This window comes from Microcoleus sp. B9-D4 (genome assembly GCF_036705105.1).
Taxonomy (GTDB): Bacteria; Cyanobacteriota; Cyanobacteriia; order Cyanobacteriales; family Microcoleaceae; genus Microcoleus.
Genome location: NZ_JAUBTS010000004.1, coordinates 61,562 through 80,661, shown reverse-complemented (window position 1 = coordinate 80,661; position 19,100 = coordinate 61,562). Strand labels below are relative to the sequence as shown.

Genomic DNA, 19,100 nt, shown 5'->3' with positions numbered 1-19,100 from the left:
CCGTAGTTATTAACTGACGCCATTTAGGGACAGCTTTAAAATATTTTAAGATTTTATGCTGAAACGGGACTCACAAAATGCCGTGTTTTTTTAATGGCCTTTCTCTAACAAACTAAATGTCAGCAATTTCTGATTTTCTGCTTGCTGTCGGATTAGGGCTGCTGCTGTTTGAGAGTCTACTGCCTTTGAGAAAAAGAATCCCTGGGCGTACTCACATTTTAACCCTTTTAGTATAGATAGTTGCGAGGCTTCTTCGACTCCTTCGGCTACTACATCCATGCCTAAATTGTGGGACAAAGTAACTATCGACCGCACAATTTCTGTCGGGTCAATCCCTCCTTTACTGAAATCGAACTCACCTCCCATCCTGCTAACAAAAGAGCGGTCTATTTTTAAGGTATTGGTGGGGAAGCGGTGCAGGTAGGAGAGCGAGGAATAGCCGGTGCCGAAGTCGTCAATGCACAAGTCTATGTTTCGGGTTCTGAGCTGCACCAGCATTGCTGTTACTGATTCGGAATTTTCTATGAGTACGCTTTCGGTAATTTCTAGTTTTAAACTGCTGCCGTCGAGGTGAGTTTCTGCGAGAACTTGGTCGATGTATTCGATTAAATCTGGCTGAGAAAACTGTTTGACAGAAATGTTGACGCTAACGCTTAAGGGGGGATTGCTGGGAAATAGCTGCTGCCACTGGCGGATTTGGTGGCAAGCTGTGCGAAGTACCCAGCGGCCGAGGGGTACGATCAAGCCGGTTTCTTCGGCGATGGTGATGAATTCACCGGGGGAAACTAAGCCCCGTTCTGGATGCTGCCAGCGCACTAGGGCCTCAAAACTGGTAATTGTGTTATTGGCGATCGACACGATCGGCTGGTAGTGAATAATAAACTGGGGCGCTGCGGATAAGGGAGGTAAGGCTGATTCGGGGAATGGGGGAAAGTCTTCTTCTGTGGCAGGCTCTCTAATTGATTCGATCGCCCGCCGCAGGTCGTTTTCTAGCTGCAACAGCCGCAAAGCGTGGGCGTGCATGGAACTGTTGAAAACTTCGTGTCGGGCTCTGCCGAGTTCTTTGGCGCGGTACATTGCTGTGTCGGCATCGCGCAGCAGGGTTGTCGGTTCCAGGTATTCGCCAGAACTCAAAGCTATGCCGATGCTGGCGGTGATAAATACTTCGTGTCCGTCTAGAAGGAGAGGGGAGGTGATTTTCTTTTGCAGGCGGTTGACAATGGTGGTAGCTTCATTGATGCCCTCGATGTCTTCTAGCAACAGCACAAACTCGTCTCCTCCGATGCGGGCCACTGTATCTCCGGGCCTCAGACAAGCTTCCAGACGCCGCGCGATCGATACTAGCAGTTGATCCCCGATGGCGTGGCCGAGGGAATCGTTGACTACTTTAAATCTATCTAAATCGAGAAACAGCACGGCAAACAAGTAGTCTTTGCGCCGTTTTGCCAGCCTCAGAGCGTGTTCGAGCCGATCGGTAAATAGCGATCGGTTGGGCAATCCGGTGAGGGCGTCGTGAAAAGCATCGTGCAGCAGTTGTTCTTCGGCGAGTTTGCGCTGAGTGATGTCGTGACAGTTAATCACGATTCCATTGACTGCCGGATCATACAGCAAGTTGGTGGCTACAGCTTCTACATAACACCAGGAACCGTTGCGGTGGCGGACTCGGTACTCAACTGGGCACTGGCTTCTTTTGGGGTTTTCAATGGCTTTGTGGAGGGTTTCGGCGATCGTGGCGCTGTCGTCGGGGTGAACTATTTCTAAGGCGCTGCGGCCGATCGCCTGGTGGGGCGCGTACCCTAAAATTCGCTTGACGGAAGGGCTGATGTAGCGGAAGATTCCTTCGGCGTCGAGTATGATCGTGATGTCTGTGGCGTTTTCAATCAGCGAGCGAAATCGCTGTTCGCTTTGGCGCAGGGCTGATTCTGCTTGTTTGCGATCGCTGATGTCGAGGGCTACTCCGTCTATAATTACGTCGCCGTTTTCGTTTTTGGAAAATTTAGCGCTGTCTTGCACCCACTTGACCTCCCCAGATCTCAGAACGATGCGGTACTGGCGATCGCACGGCAAAAGACTCGCTCTCGATGCTGCTACGCGGCTGTCGCACGAGCTTTTGTCCTCTGGATGGATGATTTCGGTCAACAGTTCCGGGTGCGAAATCACTTCTTCGGCGCCGATCCCAGTAACTTCGCGCACGCCCGGACTGATGTAGGGCAGGGAGATTGTGCCATCTGGATGCAGCACGGTGCGGTACACTGAGCCGGGAATGTTGGCTGCCATTGTGGCTAGCTGCTGCTGGATGCCGCAGACTGCTGCTTCGGCGCGCTTGCGTTCTGCAAGTTCGGTTTGGGCTTGTTGGTAGAGTTCGGCTTGGTGGATCGCGATCGCGCACTGATCGGATATGGCTTTGACTAGCGATAGTTCTTCTGTAGTCCAAGAGCGGGCTCGATCGCACTGGTAGAGGCAAATTCCTCCCAAAAATGATTGCTGGTAGAGCAGCGGTGCGATCGCGATCGAGTGAAACCCTAAAAATTCCGCTGATGCTTGCAGTTCCGGGCCCAGAGTCGATAACTCGGCGAGGGCGATCGTTTCTCCGCGGGCGAGGGAGAAGCGATAGTGTTGGGCAAAGTCGCAATTTAGACCGATCGCCCGTTCTCTGTCGGCTGCCTTTAAGCTCATGTAGCGAATCCCGATCCTGCCCTCAGCATCTGGCTGCAATATCGCGCAGCCGCTGATTTCGAGAGCTTCGTGCAGTTGATCTGCGGTGGTTTGCAGCACTTCGTCGAGTACAAGGGTGAAGCGCATGGCTTGAACGATGCGGTTGACGATCGCTTCACGAGTCGCTTGCCGCTGAATTTGGGCGATCGCTTCTTGTTGCTGGCGCCGCATTTTGTATTCTTGGAGCGATCGTTCTAAGACTGTTGGCAACCTAAACAGCCGCCCTTTTAATACATAATCGGTCATTCCGGCTTTTATGCACTCAACGGCAGCTTCTTCTCCCAAACTTCCCGTTACTAAAATTAAGGGTATGTCTTGCCCTAATTCCTGCATTAATTTCAATACTTCTAAACCGTTGAAGCCGGGGAGGCGGTAATCTGAGAGTACAGCATCGTACTGGCAATTCTCAAGCAGTTTTCTGCACTCTGTTGCTGTTTCTGCCGTGTCGCACTTAAAATTTACCCCCCCCGCTTCTAAGGCGAGCACTATTAATTCCATATCTTCTGCCATGTCTTCGATAATCAACAATTTTAATGTTGATTCCGCTACCATTTTTAGTAGATAGTTGGTCTGATTTATATCTAACATAAGGTATTGGGGATCTTTTTAATTGGTTATTCGTGTTTGTGATAGTAATTTTTTAGACTAAGTTTGGTTGTTAATTTTATCTCTATATTTTTAGTTATTTTTAGCCAAATCAATTATATACTCTACTCGCAAGACCTTTATTTAGCATCGGCAGTCGAGGGCTGGCAGAACCGATTGGGGATTATCCCAATTTTTAAAAGAGCGTTTTTTAGGAGTACGAGCATCTTGCACAGCCCAGCCTAGATTTTTCGCTTCCATCCCTGACAGTGAATACTCCGGTAACACCAAAATTCGGATGCTCTCACCGATTGTGACTTATTTAAGTGTATAAGAGTTTTAAATTCAGAATTTAAAACTCTTATACACTTAACTTATGAATCTATATTACCGTTTGAGATTGTTTGCCCTAGTTTAAAGTAAAACGTGGCTCCTTGACTAGGTAGGCTTTCGGCCCAAAGCGTGCCGCCGTGGCGGTGAATAATCCGCTGGACGATCGCCAAACCGATGCCCGTACCTTCAAATTCTCTCTGGGAGTGCAGCCTCTGAAAGGCTCCAAACAGGCGATCGGCATATTCCATCGGAAAACCCACGCCGTTATCCTTGACAAAAATCGTCCCATCAGGTAAACCCTCAATAACTATTGTAGCCGGAGTGCGTCCGCGGCTGAACTTGACGGCGTTGCTAATCAAGTTGCTGAACACCTGTTGCAGCAAGGTTGGATCTCCCATTACTGTCGGCAAATCTCCGACGGCAAATTCAACGCTGTGGGGAGTTTGGGCCGGATCTGCGACAGTTGGTGGTCTAGTCAATTTAATCGCATTTTGTACCAAACGGCTCAGATCGATCGGAATTTGCCTCAACTCGCTGCGAGTCACCCGCGACAGGGCGAGCAAACCGTCAATCAACAGGCTCATTTTTTGGCTGCTGTCTTCAATTACTTCCATATAGTGAACTATTTTGGGATCGCTCAAAGCCTCAGTTAATTCTAGCCGCTGTTTCAACGCTTCTACAAAACCTGAAATGTGTCGCAAAGGTGCGCGCAAGTCGTGGGAAACTGAGTAAGAAAAAGATTCTAATTCTTGATTGGCAGCTTCTAATTGCTCTGTGCGTTCTGACAAAGCTTGTTTTGTCTCTACCAACTCAGTGATATCGCGAGAAGTGCCAATTAAAGCATAAACCTCGCCGTCGAGATTTCTGAGGGGAATTTTAAAAGTATCGTAGTAAATAGTCTCGCCAGCAATCACAAATTTATCCTGCAAGTGCATAGTTTTACCTGTTTCAAATACCTCCAGATTTTCTCTACAAAATTTTGCAGCAATTTCGGGAGAAAAACATTCAACAACCGTCTTGCCCTCCATCTCTTTTCTGCTATTTAATCCAGCAGTTATGACCACCGATTGGTTAACAAAAGACAGGCGCATATTCTCGCTATCTACCACAAAAATGTGATCGGGCAAAGCATCAAAAAAAGTTTCTAATTCTGCGGTACGCTGCGCGACTTGAGCTTCTAAAGTTTCGTTGAGTTCTTTAAGTTCAGCTTCTACTCGTTTGCGTTCGGTAATATCTTGACCAATGCTGATACACCTGCCATCGGAAAGACGAACATTTGCCCAAGAAGTGTCGATAATGCGCCCGTCTCTAACTTTTGTTTTGAAGTCGCTCCAGTTCTGATTTGCTGCTTTGATTCCATCCCAAACATATTGACGGTATTCTGGCTGCGGATAAAATTCTGCCCAGATATCCCGGTTTTTGATTTCTGCCAAACTCCAGCCTAGCACTTCTTCCCAGTGGCTGTTTACCCAGTTTATTTGACTGTTTTTGTCTAAGAAGGCGAGCATAATCGGCACGTTGTCGAAGATAGTTTGCAGCAGTTCTTTTTGCTGTTTTAATGATTCTTCGGCTTGTTTGCGATCGCTGATGTCGAGTACGGAACCGATAAATTGTAAAATTTGTCCGTCAGCGGTTCTTTTGAAAAGTTTGGAGCGATCGTGCACCCAGCGCCATTCCCCATTTTTGTGTTTGATTCTGTAGTCTCTGTCATCCGTTTCATCGGGATTTCTGCTGTGTTTTAGTCGCTCCATATCTGTAATTAGCTTTAACAGATCATCGGGATGAACTAAGTTGGCTACAGCGTCTTTACCCAAATCTTGCAATTCTTGGGGAGTGTATCCCAGTATGGCTGTGACCGATTCATTTGCATAAATATTTGTGTTTTCAACTGCATCGTAAATGTAGAGAAAGTTAGGTATAGTTGTAACAATACTCTCTAAAAGTTGCTGATGTTTTTGCAGTTCCAATTCTGCCTGCTTGCGCTCGCTCAAGTCCAGCACAAAACTGACGCCTAACTGCTTTGTTCCTTCTAAAAATGTGCTACCCAGCAGCACAGGAACGCGGCTACCATCGGAGCATATAAATTCTTTTTCAAAGGGAACAACCGTATTTCTAGCCTTCAGTTCGGCAACTTTTTCTGTGTCTAAACGCACGTATTCTGGTGGTGTCATTTCTTGCCAGTTAACTCTTCCGGCAAGCAGCTCGTCCCGCGTATAATTTACCGTGTTTAAAAAAGCGGCGTTGGCATCTGTAATGCTGCCGTTAAGATCCCAAAAAATTAGGCCGATCATGTTAGAATCAACTATGGCTTTAAATTTGGATTCGCTTTGCCGCAACTGGGATTCGACTTGTTTGAGTTCTGTAATGTCGCGGGAGATGGATAAAACTGTTTCTACTGAATTGTCTTCAGCAAATTCGGGAATGACTCGACAGTGGTAATGTTTTATGCCATCGGGAGTGAGAAACTCAAATTCTATGGTTTCTTGTTTGCCGATACCCAAAACTTTCATAAAAGCCTCATCCCACAGGTCGCACAAGTGCGGCGGCATTCCTGATTCTTGGTTGGTTTTGCCAATCAATTTTGCGGGGGCTTTTCCGGTTGCTGATTCTACTGCGTGGTTGATGTAAAGGATGCGTAGTTTGCGATCGAACCGGGCGATAATATCGGTCGCATTTTCGGCGATGGCGCTGAAAGCTTGTTCGCGCCGATGCAGTTCTTCTTGAGCGCGGTGGAAATCGGTTATGTCTCTGGCAAAAGAGAGAATTGAAACTACTCTTCCCGATTCATCGATTAGTGCAGAATTGTACCATTCGCAGTAAATTACTGCGCCATCTTTGGTATAGTTGCGGTTGCGGCAAACGTTGCGGGTTTCTCTGCTTTCTAACAGTTGATTTGTGACGGCGCAGACTTCCTCGAAGTCTTCTTGATAAACTATTGACCATTCGTGCCAGTATTTGCCCATTACTTCTGCTGCACTCCAGCCAAATATTTGTTCGGCCATTGGCGACCACCGCATTACCCGAAATTCGCTGTCCCACTCTACAACTGCCATTGGTGAGTTTTCTAGGTGAAATTCCCGCCGCGAGTTGGCTTTTTTTATTTGAGTTTGAAGTTGCTGCCGGAGTTGCTTCGCCCTGGCCAAGCGATCGCTAAGTTCCTGTGTATTTGCTGAGCCGGCGTTGGCAATGTCAGCAATGGTTTCTGCTGTTTGTTTTTCGAGTTCGTTCCAAGCGAGTTCGAGGGCTGATTCCGCCTCTTCTAGCTCAGTGATGCTGTTCTGAAACAGTGTGGCACTTTTAACTGGAATTTCACGCATAGTTTTGACACTTAGGCAAGTGTTACTTTTAGAATTCAAAATTAAAGCTTAAAAATTAAAAATATGTAATTTCCTGTTAAATTATACATTTTTAATTTTTAGTCTGTGCGTGGAGCAGATCGTTGGAGGCGGCGGGCGTTATTAAATACAGCCAGTCAAAGGATTTGGGGTGCAGATCGATCGGCAATTGTGGTGGATCGATCTAAAACTCTCCTGGGTAAGGGAAGGGTGCGGGCAGGAGCAGGCGCTAAGTATATTTTTGCACAGAGTTGTTGTTTGGGGGCGATCCAAAGGAGATCGGCGTGGATCGGGGCGTCGATCGCATCGCAACTCTGTAGCAGGGCATTGTGTGTGCCGAACGCTGTCTCTACTAAACGAAAGGCGCTTTTCCCGATTCCGGCAGGGGTTTAAACCAGCCCGAATGCGGGTGTGAGGGGCTTGTTGGCACAAATGAAACCGCCCCTACCTACAAATACTCTCCAATCACTTTGGTCAATAAAAAGCTAAAATAAAATCTAAAGTTATTCAGTCTTTTAAATTGCTTATGACTGCTGCTGCACCCTCTTCGATAAAAAACCAAACTCAGTACGAAGCCATTATCGGTCTAGAAACTCATTGTCAATTGAGTACGAATACTAAAATTTTCTCCAGTTCTTCTACCGAATTTGGCAATGCCCCAAATACTAACATTGACCCAATTTGTATGGGAATGCCGGGAGTATTGCCAGTATTAAATCAAAAAGTGCTGGAGTATGCGGTGAAAGCAGGGCTGGCTCTCAACTGCTCCATCGCACCTTACAGTAAGTTTGACCGCAAGCAATATTTCTATCCCGATTTGCCGAAAAATTATCAAATTTCTCAGTTCGATTTGCCGATCGCTACTAACGGTTGGCTAGAAATTGAACTCGTGGATGAGACGGGAAATTCTACTAGAAAAAAAATCGGGATCACTCGCTTGCACATGGAGGAAGATGCCGGAAAATTGGTTCACGGCGGCAGCGATCGGTTGAGCGGTTCAACTTATTCAATGGTGGATTACAACCGCGCCGGTGTGCCTCTAATCGAAATTGTTTCGGAACCGGATTTGCGATCGGGCGCGGAAGCTGCCGAATACGGTCAAGAATTGCGCCGGATCGTGCGCTACATCGGTGTTGGCGACGGGAATATGCAGGAAGGTTCGCTCCGGTGCGACGTGAATATTTCCGTGCGCCCGGTTGGCCAAAAAGAGTTCGGCACGAAGGTGGAAATTAAAAATATGAACTCTTTTAATGCGATCGAACGGGCGATCGATTACGAGATCGAGCGACAAATTCAAGCTGTGGAAAATGGCGAAACCATCGTCCAAGAAACGCGGCTTTGGGATGAAAACAAGCAGTGTACTTTCAGTATGCGGATTAAGGAAGGTGCAAGCGATTATCGGTATTTCCCGGAACCGGATTTACCTCCGATCAAAGTTTCGGCAGAGCAATTGCAGGATTGGCAAGCTCAACTGCCGGAATTGCCGGCCATGAAGCGCCATCGCTACGAAACTGAGCTCGGTCTTTCTCCCTACGACGCGCGGGTGCTGACTGACGACAAAGCGGTGGCGGAGTATTTTGAAAAATCGATCGCCGCCGGCGCTGTGGCTAAACAAGCAGCGAATTGGGTGATGGGCGATATTACTGCTTATCTGAAAAATGAAAAGCTGGCGATCACAGAAATTCCTTTCCAACCGCAGGATTTAGCCGAACTGCTGGCGCTAATTGATGCCGGTACGATCAGTGGCAAAATCGCTAAGGATATTTTGCCGGAGTTGCTGGCCAACGGTGGTTCGCCTCAGAAGTTCGTAGAGAGCAAGGGTTTGATTCAAATTTCGGATACGGGGGCGATCGACCAAGCGATCGATGCCGTGTTAGCCGCCAATCCCAAGGAGCTCGAACAGTACCGAGCTGGTAAAACTAAGCTGCTGGGCTTTTTTGTCGGCAAGGTGATGAAGGAAACGGGCGGCCGGGCTGATCCCAAACTGACCAATGAGCTGCTGGCGGCGAAGCTTAACGCCCCAGGTTAAGCAAGTCCTTAAGGGGCAGGGCTGTTTAATTCTCACCAAAAACATGAATTTTGACTCTTGTAGTGCCAAGAGTGCCTACCCCCGACCTAGAGGATTCGATCGGCAGATCAGACCAAGAGGGCCGGCACTCTTGGCACGGCCCCTACTGAGAATGAAACCGCCCTGGTTAAGGGGATCGTGTAGCGGATACAGCGGCGGGCGATCGGTTTTTCCTGAGCTCGCCCTTCTCGCGGGATCGTAACTTTATAATTAATCTACATTTCTTTACAACATCTTCACGTTTGGGGGTAACACCCCTCATCCCGGTTGTGTTATGTTGTGTTATGTAGATGCACCCTGATGGCAGAGGGAGTTACTTAGGTAGCTCTCTCTTTTTTTGTCTTTTTTTTTCCACGGACGTGAAAATACGGATGGGGAGAGGGGGATTGGCCATACCGATTCCCGATTACTGATTACCGATTAGCAATTACCGCTTTGAGTCGATTAATATCAACTTTAGTTATTAACTAATTTTGACATTATGAGCGAACAAGCTAGCGAGCTAATCAAGCAGGGGATTTCGCAATATCAGGCGCGTCAATTTGAGGCGGCGCTGGATTCTTGGCAGGAAGCGCTGGCGCTGTATCGCTCAATGGACGATAAGCGCCGATCGGGTGCGGCGCTGGGTAATATGGGCGTAGCTTACGAAGCGCTGGGAAATTATGCTCAGGCGATCGACTGCTACCAGCAGCATTTGGTGTTAGCGCAGGAAATTGGCGATCGCCGGGGCGAGGCAAATGCTTTGGGAAATCTGGGCAATGCTTGTTGTGCTCTTGAGGATTTTTCTGGTGCTATTGATTACCAGCAACAGCGTTTGGCGATCGCGCGGGACACTGGCGACGGGCGTTCTGAGTTGGAAACTTTGGGCAATTTGGCGCTAGCTTACGATGCTAATGGAGATTTGCCTGGTGCGATCGAATGTTATCACCAGCAGTTGTCGATCGCGCGCGCCAGCAAGGACGATCGCATTGAGCGCAATGCTCTCAAGAATTTGAAGCTTGCTTACAAGTATTTAGCAGATTACGAGAAGGCTAACCAGTACCGACAGCAGCAATTGGCGATCGTCCGGCAACTGTTTTTAACTGATAAAAATAAGAGTTTTGTACAACTTGTAGAAACAGTTGGTTTGAATCCGATTGAGGATTTTGCTGGGGCTAATTTAAGCGGTTTTGACTTGCACTACGCTGATTTTAACGGTGCAGATTTGCGCGAAACCAACCTCCGGGGAGCAGATTTGACTTTGGCCGATCTCAGCGGTGCTTTGCTGAGCGCTGCTATTTTAATTGATGCTAATTTGTGTAATGCTAATTTGCGGGATGCTGAACTCAGCAGCGCCAATTTGAGCGGTGCTGATTTACGGACAAAGCTGCCTAGGGCGAATTTGAGCGGTGCAAATTTAACCGGCGCCAATTTGAGCAGTGCTTATTTACCGAATGCGATTTTAGTAAATGCAAATTTGACAAATACTGATTTCAAGAATGCTGATTTAAGCGGTGTTAATTTGAGTAGTGCGAATTTAAACGGTGCTGATTTGAGCCGCGCTGATTTGAAAAATACGGTGGTTAAAAATGCGAACTTTTCGGGTTGTCTGGGAATTTCGGAAGCCCTGAAGGTTGAATTGAGGGCACGGGGCGGGATTTTTGAGTAGAATGGGAAATGTTGGTAATTGTAGAGGGTAACAAAAGCTATGACTGCCGTAACTGCAAAACGATTCTCGATCGCCGAATATCACCGTTTGGGAGAACTGGGATTTTTCGCCCCCGATGACCGAGTTGAATTGATTCGCGGAGAAATTATTATCATGGCTGCTAAAGGTAGGCTGCACTCTTTTTGTAACAGTCTTTTAGTTCAGGAGTTAATCATTTTACTGGCAAGACGCGCTCTTGTGCGCGCACAAGAGCCAATTATTTTGTCTGATGATAGCGAACCAGAGCCTGATGTTGTGATTGCCCGCAATCGAGCTGATCGTTATTTCTCTTCTCACCCGCAGCCTGCTGAGATTTTGTTGGTAATTGAGGTTTCGGATTCTACGTTGAAGTACGATCGCACAACCAAGTTGTCTCTTTATGCTGAGACGGGGATTTCTAATTATTGGATATTTAATTTGGTAGATATTCAACTGGAAATGCACAGCGAACCTTATCGGAAACAAAACGGTAGTTATAGTTATCAATTGCAACGAGTTTTTTTGCCAAATCAGACGGTGGTAATTCCGGGTTTTCCCGATTTGTCTCTGGATTTGTCTTCGGTATTTCCGGCGCAGAGGGGTGACTAAACATTCTGGCTCGATAGCACATATTTTAACTCAATAATTAAAGAGCGATCGAGCTTTTTTCGATGATATAATGTAAAAGTGCAAAGAAATGATATTATGTCCGGTCGATTACCCCTAATACGGTAGGGGCGGGTTCACGAAAAATATCTGCCAATAATTGACAATCTCAAAAACCCGCCCTTTTAATCGCTATCATCCAAAACAATTTGGTTTCTGACCCCGGATTTATTCGCGGGAAAAATCTAAAATCTAAAATCTAAAATAAGATGACTGCTCAAACTCTCGCTCGGCCAGAACAAAGCGTCCAGCTATCGGGTATCAGTTGGCAAACCTACGAAAATTTGCTTGCCGAAATCGGCGATCGGCAAATTCGACTGACATATAATCGCGGCAATCTTGAAATTATGGTACCTTCTCCAGAACACGAACGCTTCAAAGAAGTATTGGGTCGATTTGTGGAAACCTTAGCTGAAGAATTAGATGTGAAAATTGAACCTCTTGGTTCTACCACATTTAAACGTCCTGAACTTAGCGGTAAAGAACCAGATAAATGTTTTTACATTCAGAATCTGAGTGCAGTTAAAGGCAAAAAAAGAATCGACATGACTCAAGATCCGCCGCCGGATTTAGTGGTGGAAATTGATATTACCAGCCGTTCGGAAAATAGCTTGCAGGTTTATGCGGATCTGGGAGTGCCGGAAGTTTGGATTTATAATGGCTCGCGACTCAGAATCAACAGATTAGAGAATGGAGAATACGTGGAGGGCGAACTCAGTTTAGCATTTCCCAGCTTACCGATATTAGAGATTGTCAGATTTTTGGAACAAGCAGAAACAATGGACTATTTGGAATTAGTGAAAGCATTTCGGAATTGGGTAAAAAGCCAAATTCAGCAAAACCAATGAAGGGCGGATAAAATTAAACAAAATTTACAAGTTTAACCAGAAAAAAAAGCTGTGTTGTGATAAAATAAAGATGATAAACTAATTTAAATATCAATTACAGGCTGGTAGTGCCAGCAATTCTACCCGATATGCGCTCGCTAGAGTCTCACAACAAATACCCAGATTGCTTGTGGATGCAATTAGAAGCCATTCCAGTTCCATCGGTTGCACCCCAAACCCAGCAGCTCGACATTCACTTGAGCCTGAATTTTAACGAGCATTGGGAACCACTGCTAGGTGGTCGCGTCAAATTTGGTCTGCAAGGCGGAACGCTCAAACTCCATCTAGAAAACTGCGAAATACCCGTAGCATCACGTCAGTTAGTCGGTTCTTTCAAGCTTTTGCCAATAGGAGAAACCCTGCCCATTCAAAGCAGTACAGAAAATTTAGCAACCGAAAGCCAGCGGGGAGTTCCGGGCGGGGAGAATGCTGAAAAAACTAAGGAAATAGAGAGCATATTTTGTCACGTTTCCACAATCAGCGATGATACAACGCCAGCTTGGATTTTTGCAGTAGAACAGGGCAAATCAGTATTAAAAGGTTTGCTAAAAAGTGCTAAGCTGGGAGAAATTACTGCCAAAGAATTTCGGCTGGCGGCGGCTTTTGAAGTGGCTAAAGAAGATATTTATCTCACAGATGCTGAGGGTTTGTGGCCGCACGAAATCACGCCCAATCAACATTCGGTTTTAGAAAGAATTCTGACTGCATACCTGCAAGCAAATAAACTCAAACCTGCTCTCAGTTGGGCGCTATTATCCTACAATTTGCCTCCGGTTGAACCGCGCGAAGAGGAAATTGTCCCGGAAGCTGAATCGGAATTGCAGGAAATGGTCGATCGCATTATCTCCGCTGAAACCGACAACTTTGTGGAGTTGGCAAAAATCGCGAATCTCAACCCAGCACTAGATTTCGCGGGTAGCAGCTTGCGCGGAACGACTTTAAGTGCAGTGGATTTTAGCAGCGCAAATCTCGATCGGGCAAATTTCCGGGGTGCAACCTTAAACGATGCCGATTTCAGCGACGCCAACCTGCAAAATGCCAAATTCGGTGGTGCAGATTTGAGTGGTGCTTTCTTAGGAAATGCTGATTTAAGCGGTGCAGATTTGCACAAAGCAAGTCTAGCTTTAGCTAACCTCAGCGGTGCCAATTTGAGCGGCGCAAATCTGTTGGAAGTTAACTTAACAAATACTAATTTCAGCGGTGCGAATGTCGAGTCAGCCCGATTCGGGAATAATTCAGGAATCGATGAGGAGATGCAGGTGAATCTACAGCAGCGGGGAGCGATTTTTGAGGAGGTTTAGTCGGTAAGTGCGAGAGCCCTTTTATTCGTCCGCCTCCATTGTGCCACGGGCATCATGCCTGTGCGATGGAATTTAACCTTTAAACTATCGCCTCTTAAAAAAGTTGCTTCTTAATCCTTAACTCTCTAACTAAATTTATAGAGGGCGATGAACCGTAGTTGTTAAGACTGTAAACAGGCATTTCTTGCCAACACTGACGGCAAAACCAGTATACTTGACTGTGGCGAAGGTGACGCAGCATTTGATTCGTGCAGCAAGGACAGCTTGTCATAAAAACCTCTTTTTTATCGATGAAAGTGTATTTTTCTCTTGTTGCCAAGTGCTGTAAGCTGGGTTGAAGCAGCAACTCTATGAATGTAGAGGTAAAGTCTTAAGAATCCTGCGTCTGCCATACCGGGGAGTGTCAATCATTCCATCCCAAAATCTCTGCCACTTTTCCCGGCAGGGTGGTGGCTTCAAATGGTTTGCGAATTACCCCAGCAACACCCATTTCGGCAAATTCAGCTATATCGCTTGACATAACTCTTGCTGTCAGCAGAATCACTGGAATCGATCGAGTTATGGGATCTGATTGGAGACGATCGTACACAGCAAACCCATCCATTCCCGGCATTGATATATCCAGCAAAATAACGTTAGGTCGTTCTGTTTGCAGGATTTGTAAACATTCTTGTCCTGATTCGGCCACCAGGGTATTCCATCCCGCGAGGTCTTCCAGGCACAACTGTATCAGTTCGCGGAGGTGTTCTTGGTCATCAACAATGAGAATTTGTTTCCCTATCATCTTGTTTTTGGGCAGGAGACTGCAATCATAATTAGCTACTTGCAAAGCGTTCATTTTTTTTGTTGAGTATAAATCAATTTTTTGGTTACCAATTGGCTCTCAAATACACATCTTTAAGCAATCGCTCAAAGATGTATATTTGAGAGTTGAATCCAAACTTGGGATGGCGGAACTTTCAATTCTTTAGCAAGCTGAATTGTTAAACCATCCGAGTGTATTTCAGTCCCATAAATTTCAGGATGTACCCGGTGGGGCAATGGGATGAGACTTTGAAATCCACTAGGAAGGAAATAACTCACATCTTGCACCATTCTCAAGAACGGGCTCTCCGGCCCGTTCCACAAAGAGTAGATTTTCTTGTGGAACAGGCCGAAAAGCCTGTTCCTAAAAGGCTAATTGAGAATGGTGCAAGATATAAGAAATAACTTTCTACTCCAGCCGATTCGGTAGGTTGACCTTGGATTAAAACAGTTTCTGGAGTGATTTGGAGATTCAATTTGACAAGATGAATGTCAGAGATGTGAACTTTAACGATAAGTGTCGCATCCTTTTATTGAATTTTTATACCTGTGATCGGTGTTTCCTCTGTATGAGCAATCCAAAGTGTGGATTGCTGACAACCAGTGGGCCAACCGGAAAATGAATCTGCGAGATCCTGATTTACATCATTCAAAGCCTGAAAAGCATTCATCGAGTCTCCTCCTAATGCAAAGAACTGTTAGCTGAATAACAGGAGACTAAATAGCAACGGTAAGGAATTGGTAAAGATTCTGTTATTGTTACAAAAATTTACAAAACAGGTAAAATTTATTCATTCCATCCCAAAATCTCTGCTACTTCTTCCGTCAAGGTGATGGGTTGGATCGGTTTGGCAATTACCCCAGCTACCGCCATTTGGGCAAATTTAGCCCGATCGCTGGGCAAAACTTTTGCTGTCAGCAGAATCACTGGAATCGATCGGGTAATCGGATCGGACTTGAGGATATCGTACACGGCAAACCCATCCATTCCCGGCATTGATATATCCAGCAAAATAGCGTTGGGTTGTTGTATTTGCAGTATTTGTAAACATTCCTCTCCCGATCCTGCCGCCACTGTTTTCCATCCGCCTAAATCTTCTAAGCAGGCTTGCACAAGTTCCCGAAGGTGTTCTTCATCGTCCACAACTAGAATTTGTCTGTTTGTCATGGCATTTTGGATTGGAGATTTTGGATTTGGGATTGATGCTACAGATTAATCTAAGGGTTATTCCATCATGGGTAAGGGTAAGGTAAAGCAAAATGTGCTGCCTTCACCTAAGATACTTTCCGCCCAGATTTTTCCGCCATGCCGCTCAACTATACTGTGACAGATTGCTAAACCTAAACCGGTGCCTCCTTTTTCACGGGAGTCGGAGGCATCAACTTGCTGAAATCGACCAAAAATGAGTTCTAGTTTATCGGCAGGAATGCCTCGTCCGCGATCGCTAACTTGGAACAACACAAAGTCTGTCTGGTTTTCGGCACTCAGATGAATTGTGGAATCGGCAGGTGAGAATTTAATCGCATTACTGAGCAAATTTGTTAAGGTTTGGACGATCGCATCTCCTGTTGCCCAGACTTCTGCATCCGTGGGGGTAACGATTAAGGAGATCTGCTGTTGAGTAGCGATCGCCTCGATGCTATCTACTGCTTGCTGCATCAAATCGGCAGCTTTGCAAACGGTTTTCTCCACAATTGCCCGCCCGGAGTCTAGGCGCTCCAAATCTAAAATATCATTAACCAGGTTTACTAATCGATTGGTATCGAGGAGGGCAATTTCAATCATACGTCTAGATTTTTCGGGCTTTTTATCATAAACCCCACTTTTTATTAGTCCCAATGACATTTGAATTCCTGTCAAAGGAGTGCGAAGTTCATGGCTGACAATGCCAATAAACTCATCTTTAATGTGTTCAAGCTTTTGTCGTTCGGTAATATCTTCCCCAATGCTGATCGTGCCAATGATGTTTCCCTCTGAATCTTGAAGCATGGTATTGTTCCAAGCAATGAACCGTTCTTCACCGGATTTTGTCAAGATAGGATTTTGATAATAGGGACGATAGTTATGGGCTAAAACTTCCGAAAAAACAACTTGAGTCGATTCCTGAATAGAATGGGGTAAGAAGTTTTCAAACCAATTTTTTCCGAAAATTTCTGGGTTAGTATATCCTGTGAGTTTTAAGAAAAAAGGATTAACGTAATTGACATTTCCCCCTAGATCAAGTCCGACAACAATCAACTGCACGTTATCCAAGAGCGATCGCCAGCGTCGTTCGGCTTCTCGGATCGTGGCTTCGGCTTGCTTACGTTCTTGCAGTTCTAGCTGAAGTTGTCGGTAGAGTTTGGATTGCTGAATGGCGATCGACAATTGGCTGGCAATCTGTTCAAGTAATTCTATTTCCCACGATTGCCATTGACGAGGTGCAGTATTTTGGTAGATAGCTAACAAACCCCAGAGAGTTTCTCTCAAAAATATCGGGAAAACTGCATAACTTTTTGCTTGGAATTGTTCCACTAGCTCGATATGACAGGCTTGAATTTCATCTGTGTAAAGATTATTAACGACAAAGTTTTCATGATTGCGGAATCGACCGCCTTGAGTTTCTTGCAGATAGGTATCTGCACAATTTTTTTGAAGATCGCTTCCTATCAGTTGTACCCAATCCTCACCAACTGACTCCACAACAAAATCACCACTCCAATCAGGATTAAAGCGGTAAATGGCAGTGCGATCGGTTTGTAATGTCTGCCTGATTTCAGTAACAGCAGTATTTAGAACGGCATTCAGATCCAAAGATTGGCGAATCCCTTGAGTAATCCTCCATAGCAAATGTTCCTTTCGGGATTTCTGTAGTAAGGCTGCTTCCGCCTCTTGTCGAACTTCTTCGAGGTGCTTCGCTACTGTGATATCTTGATGAACGGCCACCAGAACATCGCCATAGTCGGAATTATTGAATACAGAGCAAGTGGCACTACACCAAAATGGAGTTCCATCTTTCTTGACATTCTGAACTTCATAGCTAAATTCACCCCTTTGTAAAACGGCAGACCGAATGGCTTGATTTACATCTTCAGGACTAACCGATTCATTGCCATAGTTGAGAATCGAAACGTGCTGACCGTTGAGTTCGCCAAAGTCATAGCCAAACATCTGCTCAAATTTAGGATTGGCATAGACAATTACTGCATTCTCGGTTCTTACTAAGCAAATGCCTTCCGCCATGTTGCGGGTAATGACAGCCTGAAGCTCCAGCATTTGTTCGGCTTGTTTAAGTTTAGTCAGATCGCGCAGAATAACGATTATCCCTACAATATTTTCGCCTGCATCACGTAAAGGTGTATAAGTAACGCTCAAAAATTGCCTGACTAAATTGGGAGAATCAAACCAGTTTTCATACTGAATTGTTTCGCCCTCCAAACATTTGTCTAACCGAGGTTTGATCATGTTATCGAACACGTCTGCCTCCAGGATATTTCTAACAGAATTTCCGATAACTTCGCTTTCCGATTTGTTGCACCAGGTCAAATAAGCTTGATTGACTATTTGATAAATATAGTTGCGATCCATCAACACAATCCCATCTGTTGTATTGAAGACGATGCGTTCATATTGGCGGAATGCTTCTTCAGTACGTTTGCGATCGGTGATATCAAATACGCTAGAACGACTCATCATGAAGTTACCTGCTTCATCATAAATTGCTGTAGCATTTAAGTTTATCCAAATGGGTTTTCCGCTTTTATTCACCAACTGAAACTCTACATTCTCGATCCAGCCTTTTTTTTTAAATACGGGAAACTTTTGATGAAAAATATTTTTACTTTCAAGTGTCATTAAATCGACATATTTATTTTTGTATACAATTTCCTCGCGGGTATAGCCTAACCACTTCAGTTCCGTATCATTAATCATAATTATTGTTCCTGCAGCATCTAGGGAATGATAGCCACAGGGAGCATTATTATAGAGGTCTTCAACTTGATTGATATATTGTTGCCAGCTATCCTTGACTTCAGTGAGTTCTGCAGTCCGTTCTATGACTCGTTGTTCGAGTTCAGTATGGAGTTGTTGTAGGGCAATTTCTGCTTGTTGGCGCTCTCTCACTTCCGTTTGTATTTGCTCAAATAAATCAGCTTGCTGAATGGCAATTCCAGCTTGAGTTGCTAGCTGTCGCATGAGTTCAATTTCTGATGGTTGCCATTCGCGAGGTTTGGCACACTGATGGGCAATCAATAATCCCCAAAGTTCTTCTCCCTCAAGGATAGGAATAACCAGGTTAGCTCTAACTTGAAAATATGCCAGGAAGTCCGGGTGACAAGTATCAATTTCGGCAGTATAAATATCTGATTTAGAGGTAAATAAGCCTTGTTTGAAAGGTTCAATATAGCTTTCAACCAAGCAAGGATTGTGTATCTGAGTGGATAAGATTGGTGTCCATTCTGAACCAACTGACTCTACCACCACTTTTGGGCTCCTGTCGGGAGCAAATTGGAAGATAATTACGCGATCGCATTGCAGAATGTTTCTGAGCTCCGTTACCGTAGTGTTGAGAATATCTTCTAGTTTGAGGGATTCGGAGAGAGAAAGTGCTGTTTTAGCAAGGATTTGCTGTGGCTGTTCTTGCCATTTCCCATAATTTTCATCAGTATGTTCTATCATTGATCTACTTAATTAATTACATTTTTTAGATTGAGGCAGAAACCGGGTTTTTAGCCCTCGTGCGTAAGTTCTATTTAAGT

The 19,100-nt window shown here is 45.3% G+C and carries 12 protein-coding genes; 5 read left to right on the top strand and 7 right to left on the bottom strand.

Features of this window, described 5'->3' with window-relative positions:
* Window positions 1-90: 90 nt before the first annotated feature.
* Together QUB24_RS03560 and QUB24_RS03555 are read right to left on the bottom strand one after the other, a co-directional pair.
* Window positions 91-3,267 carry an EAL domain-containing protein gene (locus tag QUB24_RS03560; RefSeq protein ID WP_333150711.1) on the bottom strand — a complete coding sequence of 1,059 codons (3,177 nt, stop codon included), beginning with the start codon at window positions 3,265-3,267 and terminating at the stop codon, window positions 91-93.
* Window positions 3,268-3,674: 407 nt separating this feature from the next.
* Window positions 3,675-6,950 (bottom strand): PAS domain S-box protein, encoded by a 3,276-nt coding sequence (locus tag QUB24_RS03555; protein WP_333150709.1) that lies wholly within the window; start codon window positions 6,948-6,950, stop codon window positions 3,675-3,677.
* Window positions 6,951-7,494: 544 nt separating this feature from the next.
* On the opposite strand from QUB24_RS03555, the gene gatB reads away from it, so the two are divergent.
* The 5 genes from gatB to QUB24_RS03530 all read left to right on the top strand — a co-directional run bounded on the left by gatB (window position 7,495) and on the right by QUB24_RS03530 (window position 13,556).
* Window positions 7,495-8,997, top strand: a complete 1,503-nt coding sequence (gatB, locus tag QUB24_RS03550; RefSeq protein ID WP_333150707.1) for an Asp-tRNA(Asn)/Glu-tRNA(Gln) amidotransferase subunit GatB — start codon at window positions 7,495-7,497, stop codon at window positions 8,995-8,997.
* A 520-nt stretch (window positions 8,998-9,517) separates the two neighbouring features.
* A complete protein-coding gene (locus QUB24_RS03545) occupies window positions 9,518-10,684 on the top strand; it encodes a pentapeptide repeat-containing protein (RefSeq protein ID WP_333150705.1) in 1,167 nt (388 codons plus the stop codon).
* Between the two features lie 39 nt (window positions 10,685-10,723).
* The gene (locus QUB24_RS03540; RefSeq protein WP_333150701.1) at window positions 10,724-11,311 is read left to right on the top strand and encodes a Uma2 family endonuclease; all 588 of its coding nucleotides are present in this window, start codon (window positions 10,724-10,726) and stop codon (window positions 11,309-11,311) included.
* Between the two features lie 266 nt (window positions 11,312-11,577).
* Window positions 11,578-12,216, top strand: coding sequence for a Uma2 family endonuclease (locus QUB24_RS03535; RefSeq protein WP_333150699.1), 639 nt, complete (start codon window positions 11,578-11,580; stop codon window positions 12,214-12,216).
* A gap of 107 nt (window positions 12,217-12,323) precedes the next feature.
* The gene (locus QUB24_RS03530) at window positions 12,324-13,556 is read left to right on the top strand and encodes a pentapeptide repeat-containing protein (RefSeq protein ID WP_333150697.1); all 1,233 of its coding nucleotides are present in this window, start codon (window positions 12,324-12,326) and stop codon (window positions 13,554-13,556) included.
* 94 nt (window positions 13,557-13,650) lie between these two features.
* Here the strand turns inward: QUB24_RS03530 and QUB24_RS03525 are convergent, their stop codons facing one another.
* The 5 genes from QUB24_RS03525 to QUB24_RS03505 form a co-directional block, all read right to left on the bottom strand.
* Window positions 13,651-13,827: a hypothetical protein gene (locus QUB24_RS03525; protein ID WP_333150696.1), complete on the bottom strand. Its 177-nt coding sequence runs from the start codon at window positions 13,825-13,827 to the stop codon at window positions 13,651-13,653.
* Between the two features lie 132 nt (window positions 13,828-13,959).
* Window positions 13,960-14,340: a response regulator gene (locus QUB24_RS03520; RefSeq protein ID WP_333150936.1), complete on the bottom strand. Its 381-nt coding sequence runs from the start codon at window positions 14,338-14,340 to the stop codon at window positions 13,960-13,962.
* Window positions 14,341-14,890: 550 nt separating this feature from the next.
* Window positions 14,891-15,031, bottom strand: a complete 141-nt coding sequence (locus QUB24_RS03515; protein ID WP_333150694.1) for a hypothetical protein — start codon at window positions 15,029-15,031, stop codon at window positions 14,891-14,893.
* A gap of 116 nt (window positions 15,032-15,147) precedes the next feature.
* Window positions 15,148-15,528 carry a response regulator gene (locus tag QUB24_RS03510; protein WP_333150691.1) on the bottom strand — a complete coding sequence of 127 codons (381 nt, stop codon included), beginning with the start codon at window positions 15,526-15,528 and terminating at the stop codon, window positions 15,148-15,150.
* A gap of 57 nt (window positions 15,529-15,585) precedes the next feature.
* The gene (locus tag QUB24_RS03505) at window positions 15,586-19,020 is read right to left on the bottom strand and encodes a PAS domain S-box protein (RefSeq protein ID WP_333150689.1); all 3,435 of its coding nucleotides are present in this window, start codon (window positions 19,018-19,020) and stop codon (window positions 15,586-15,588) included.
* Between the last annotated feature and the right edge of the window lie 80 nt (window positions 19,021-19,100).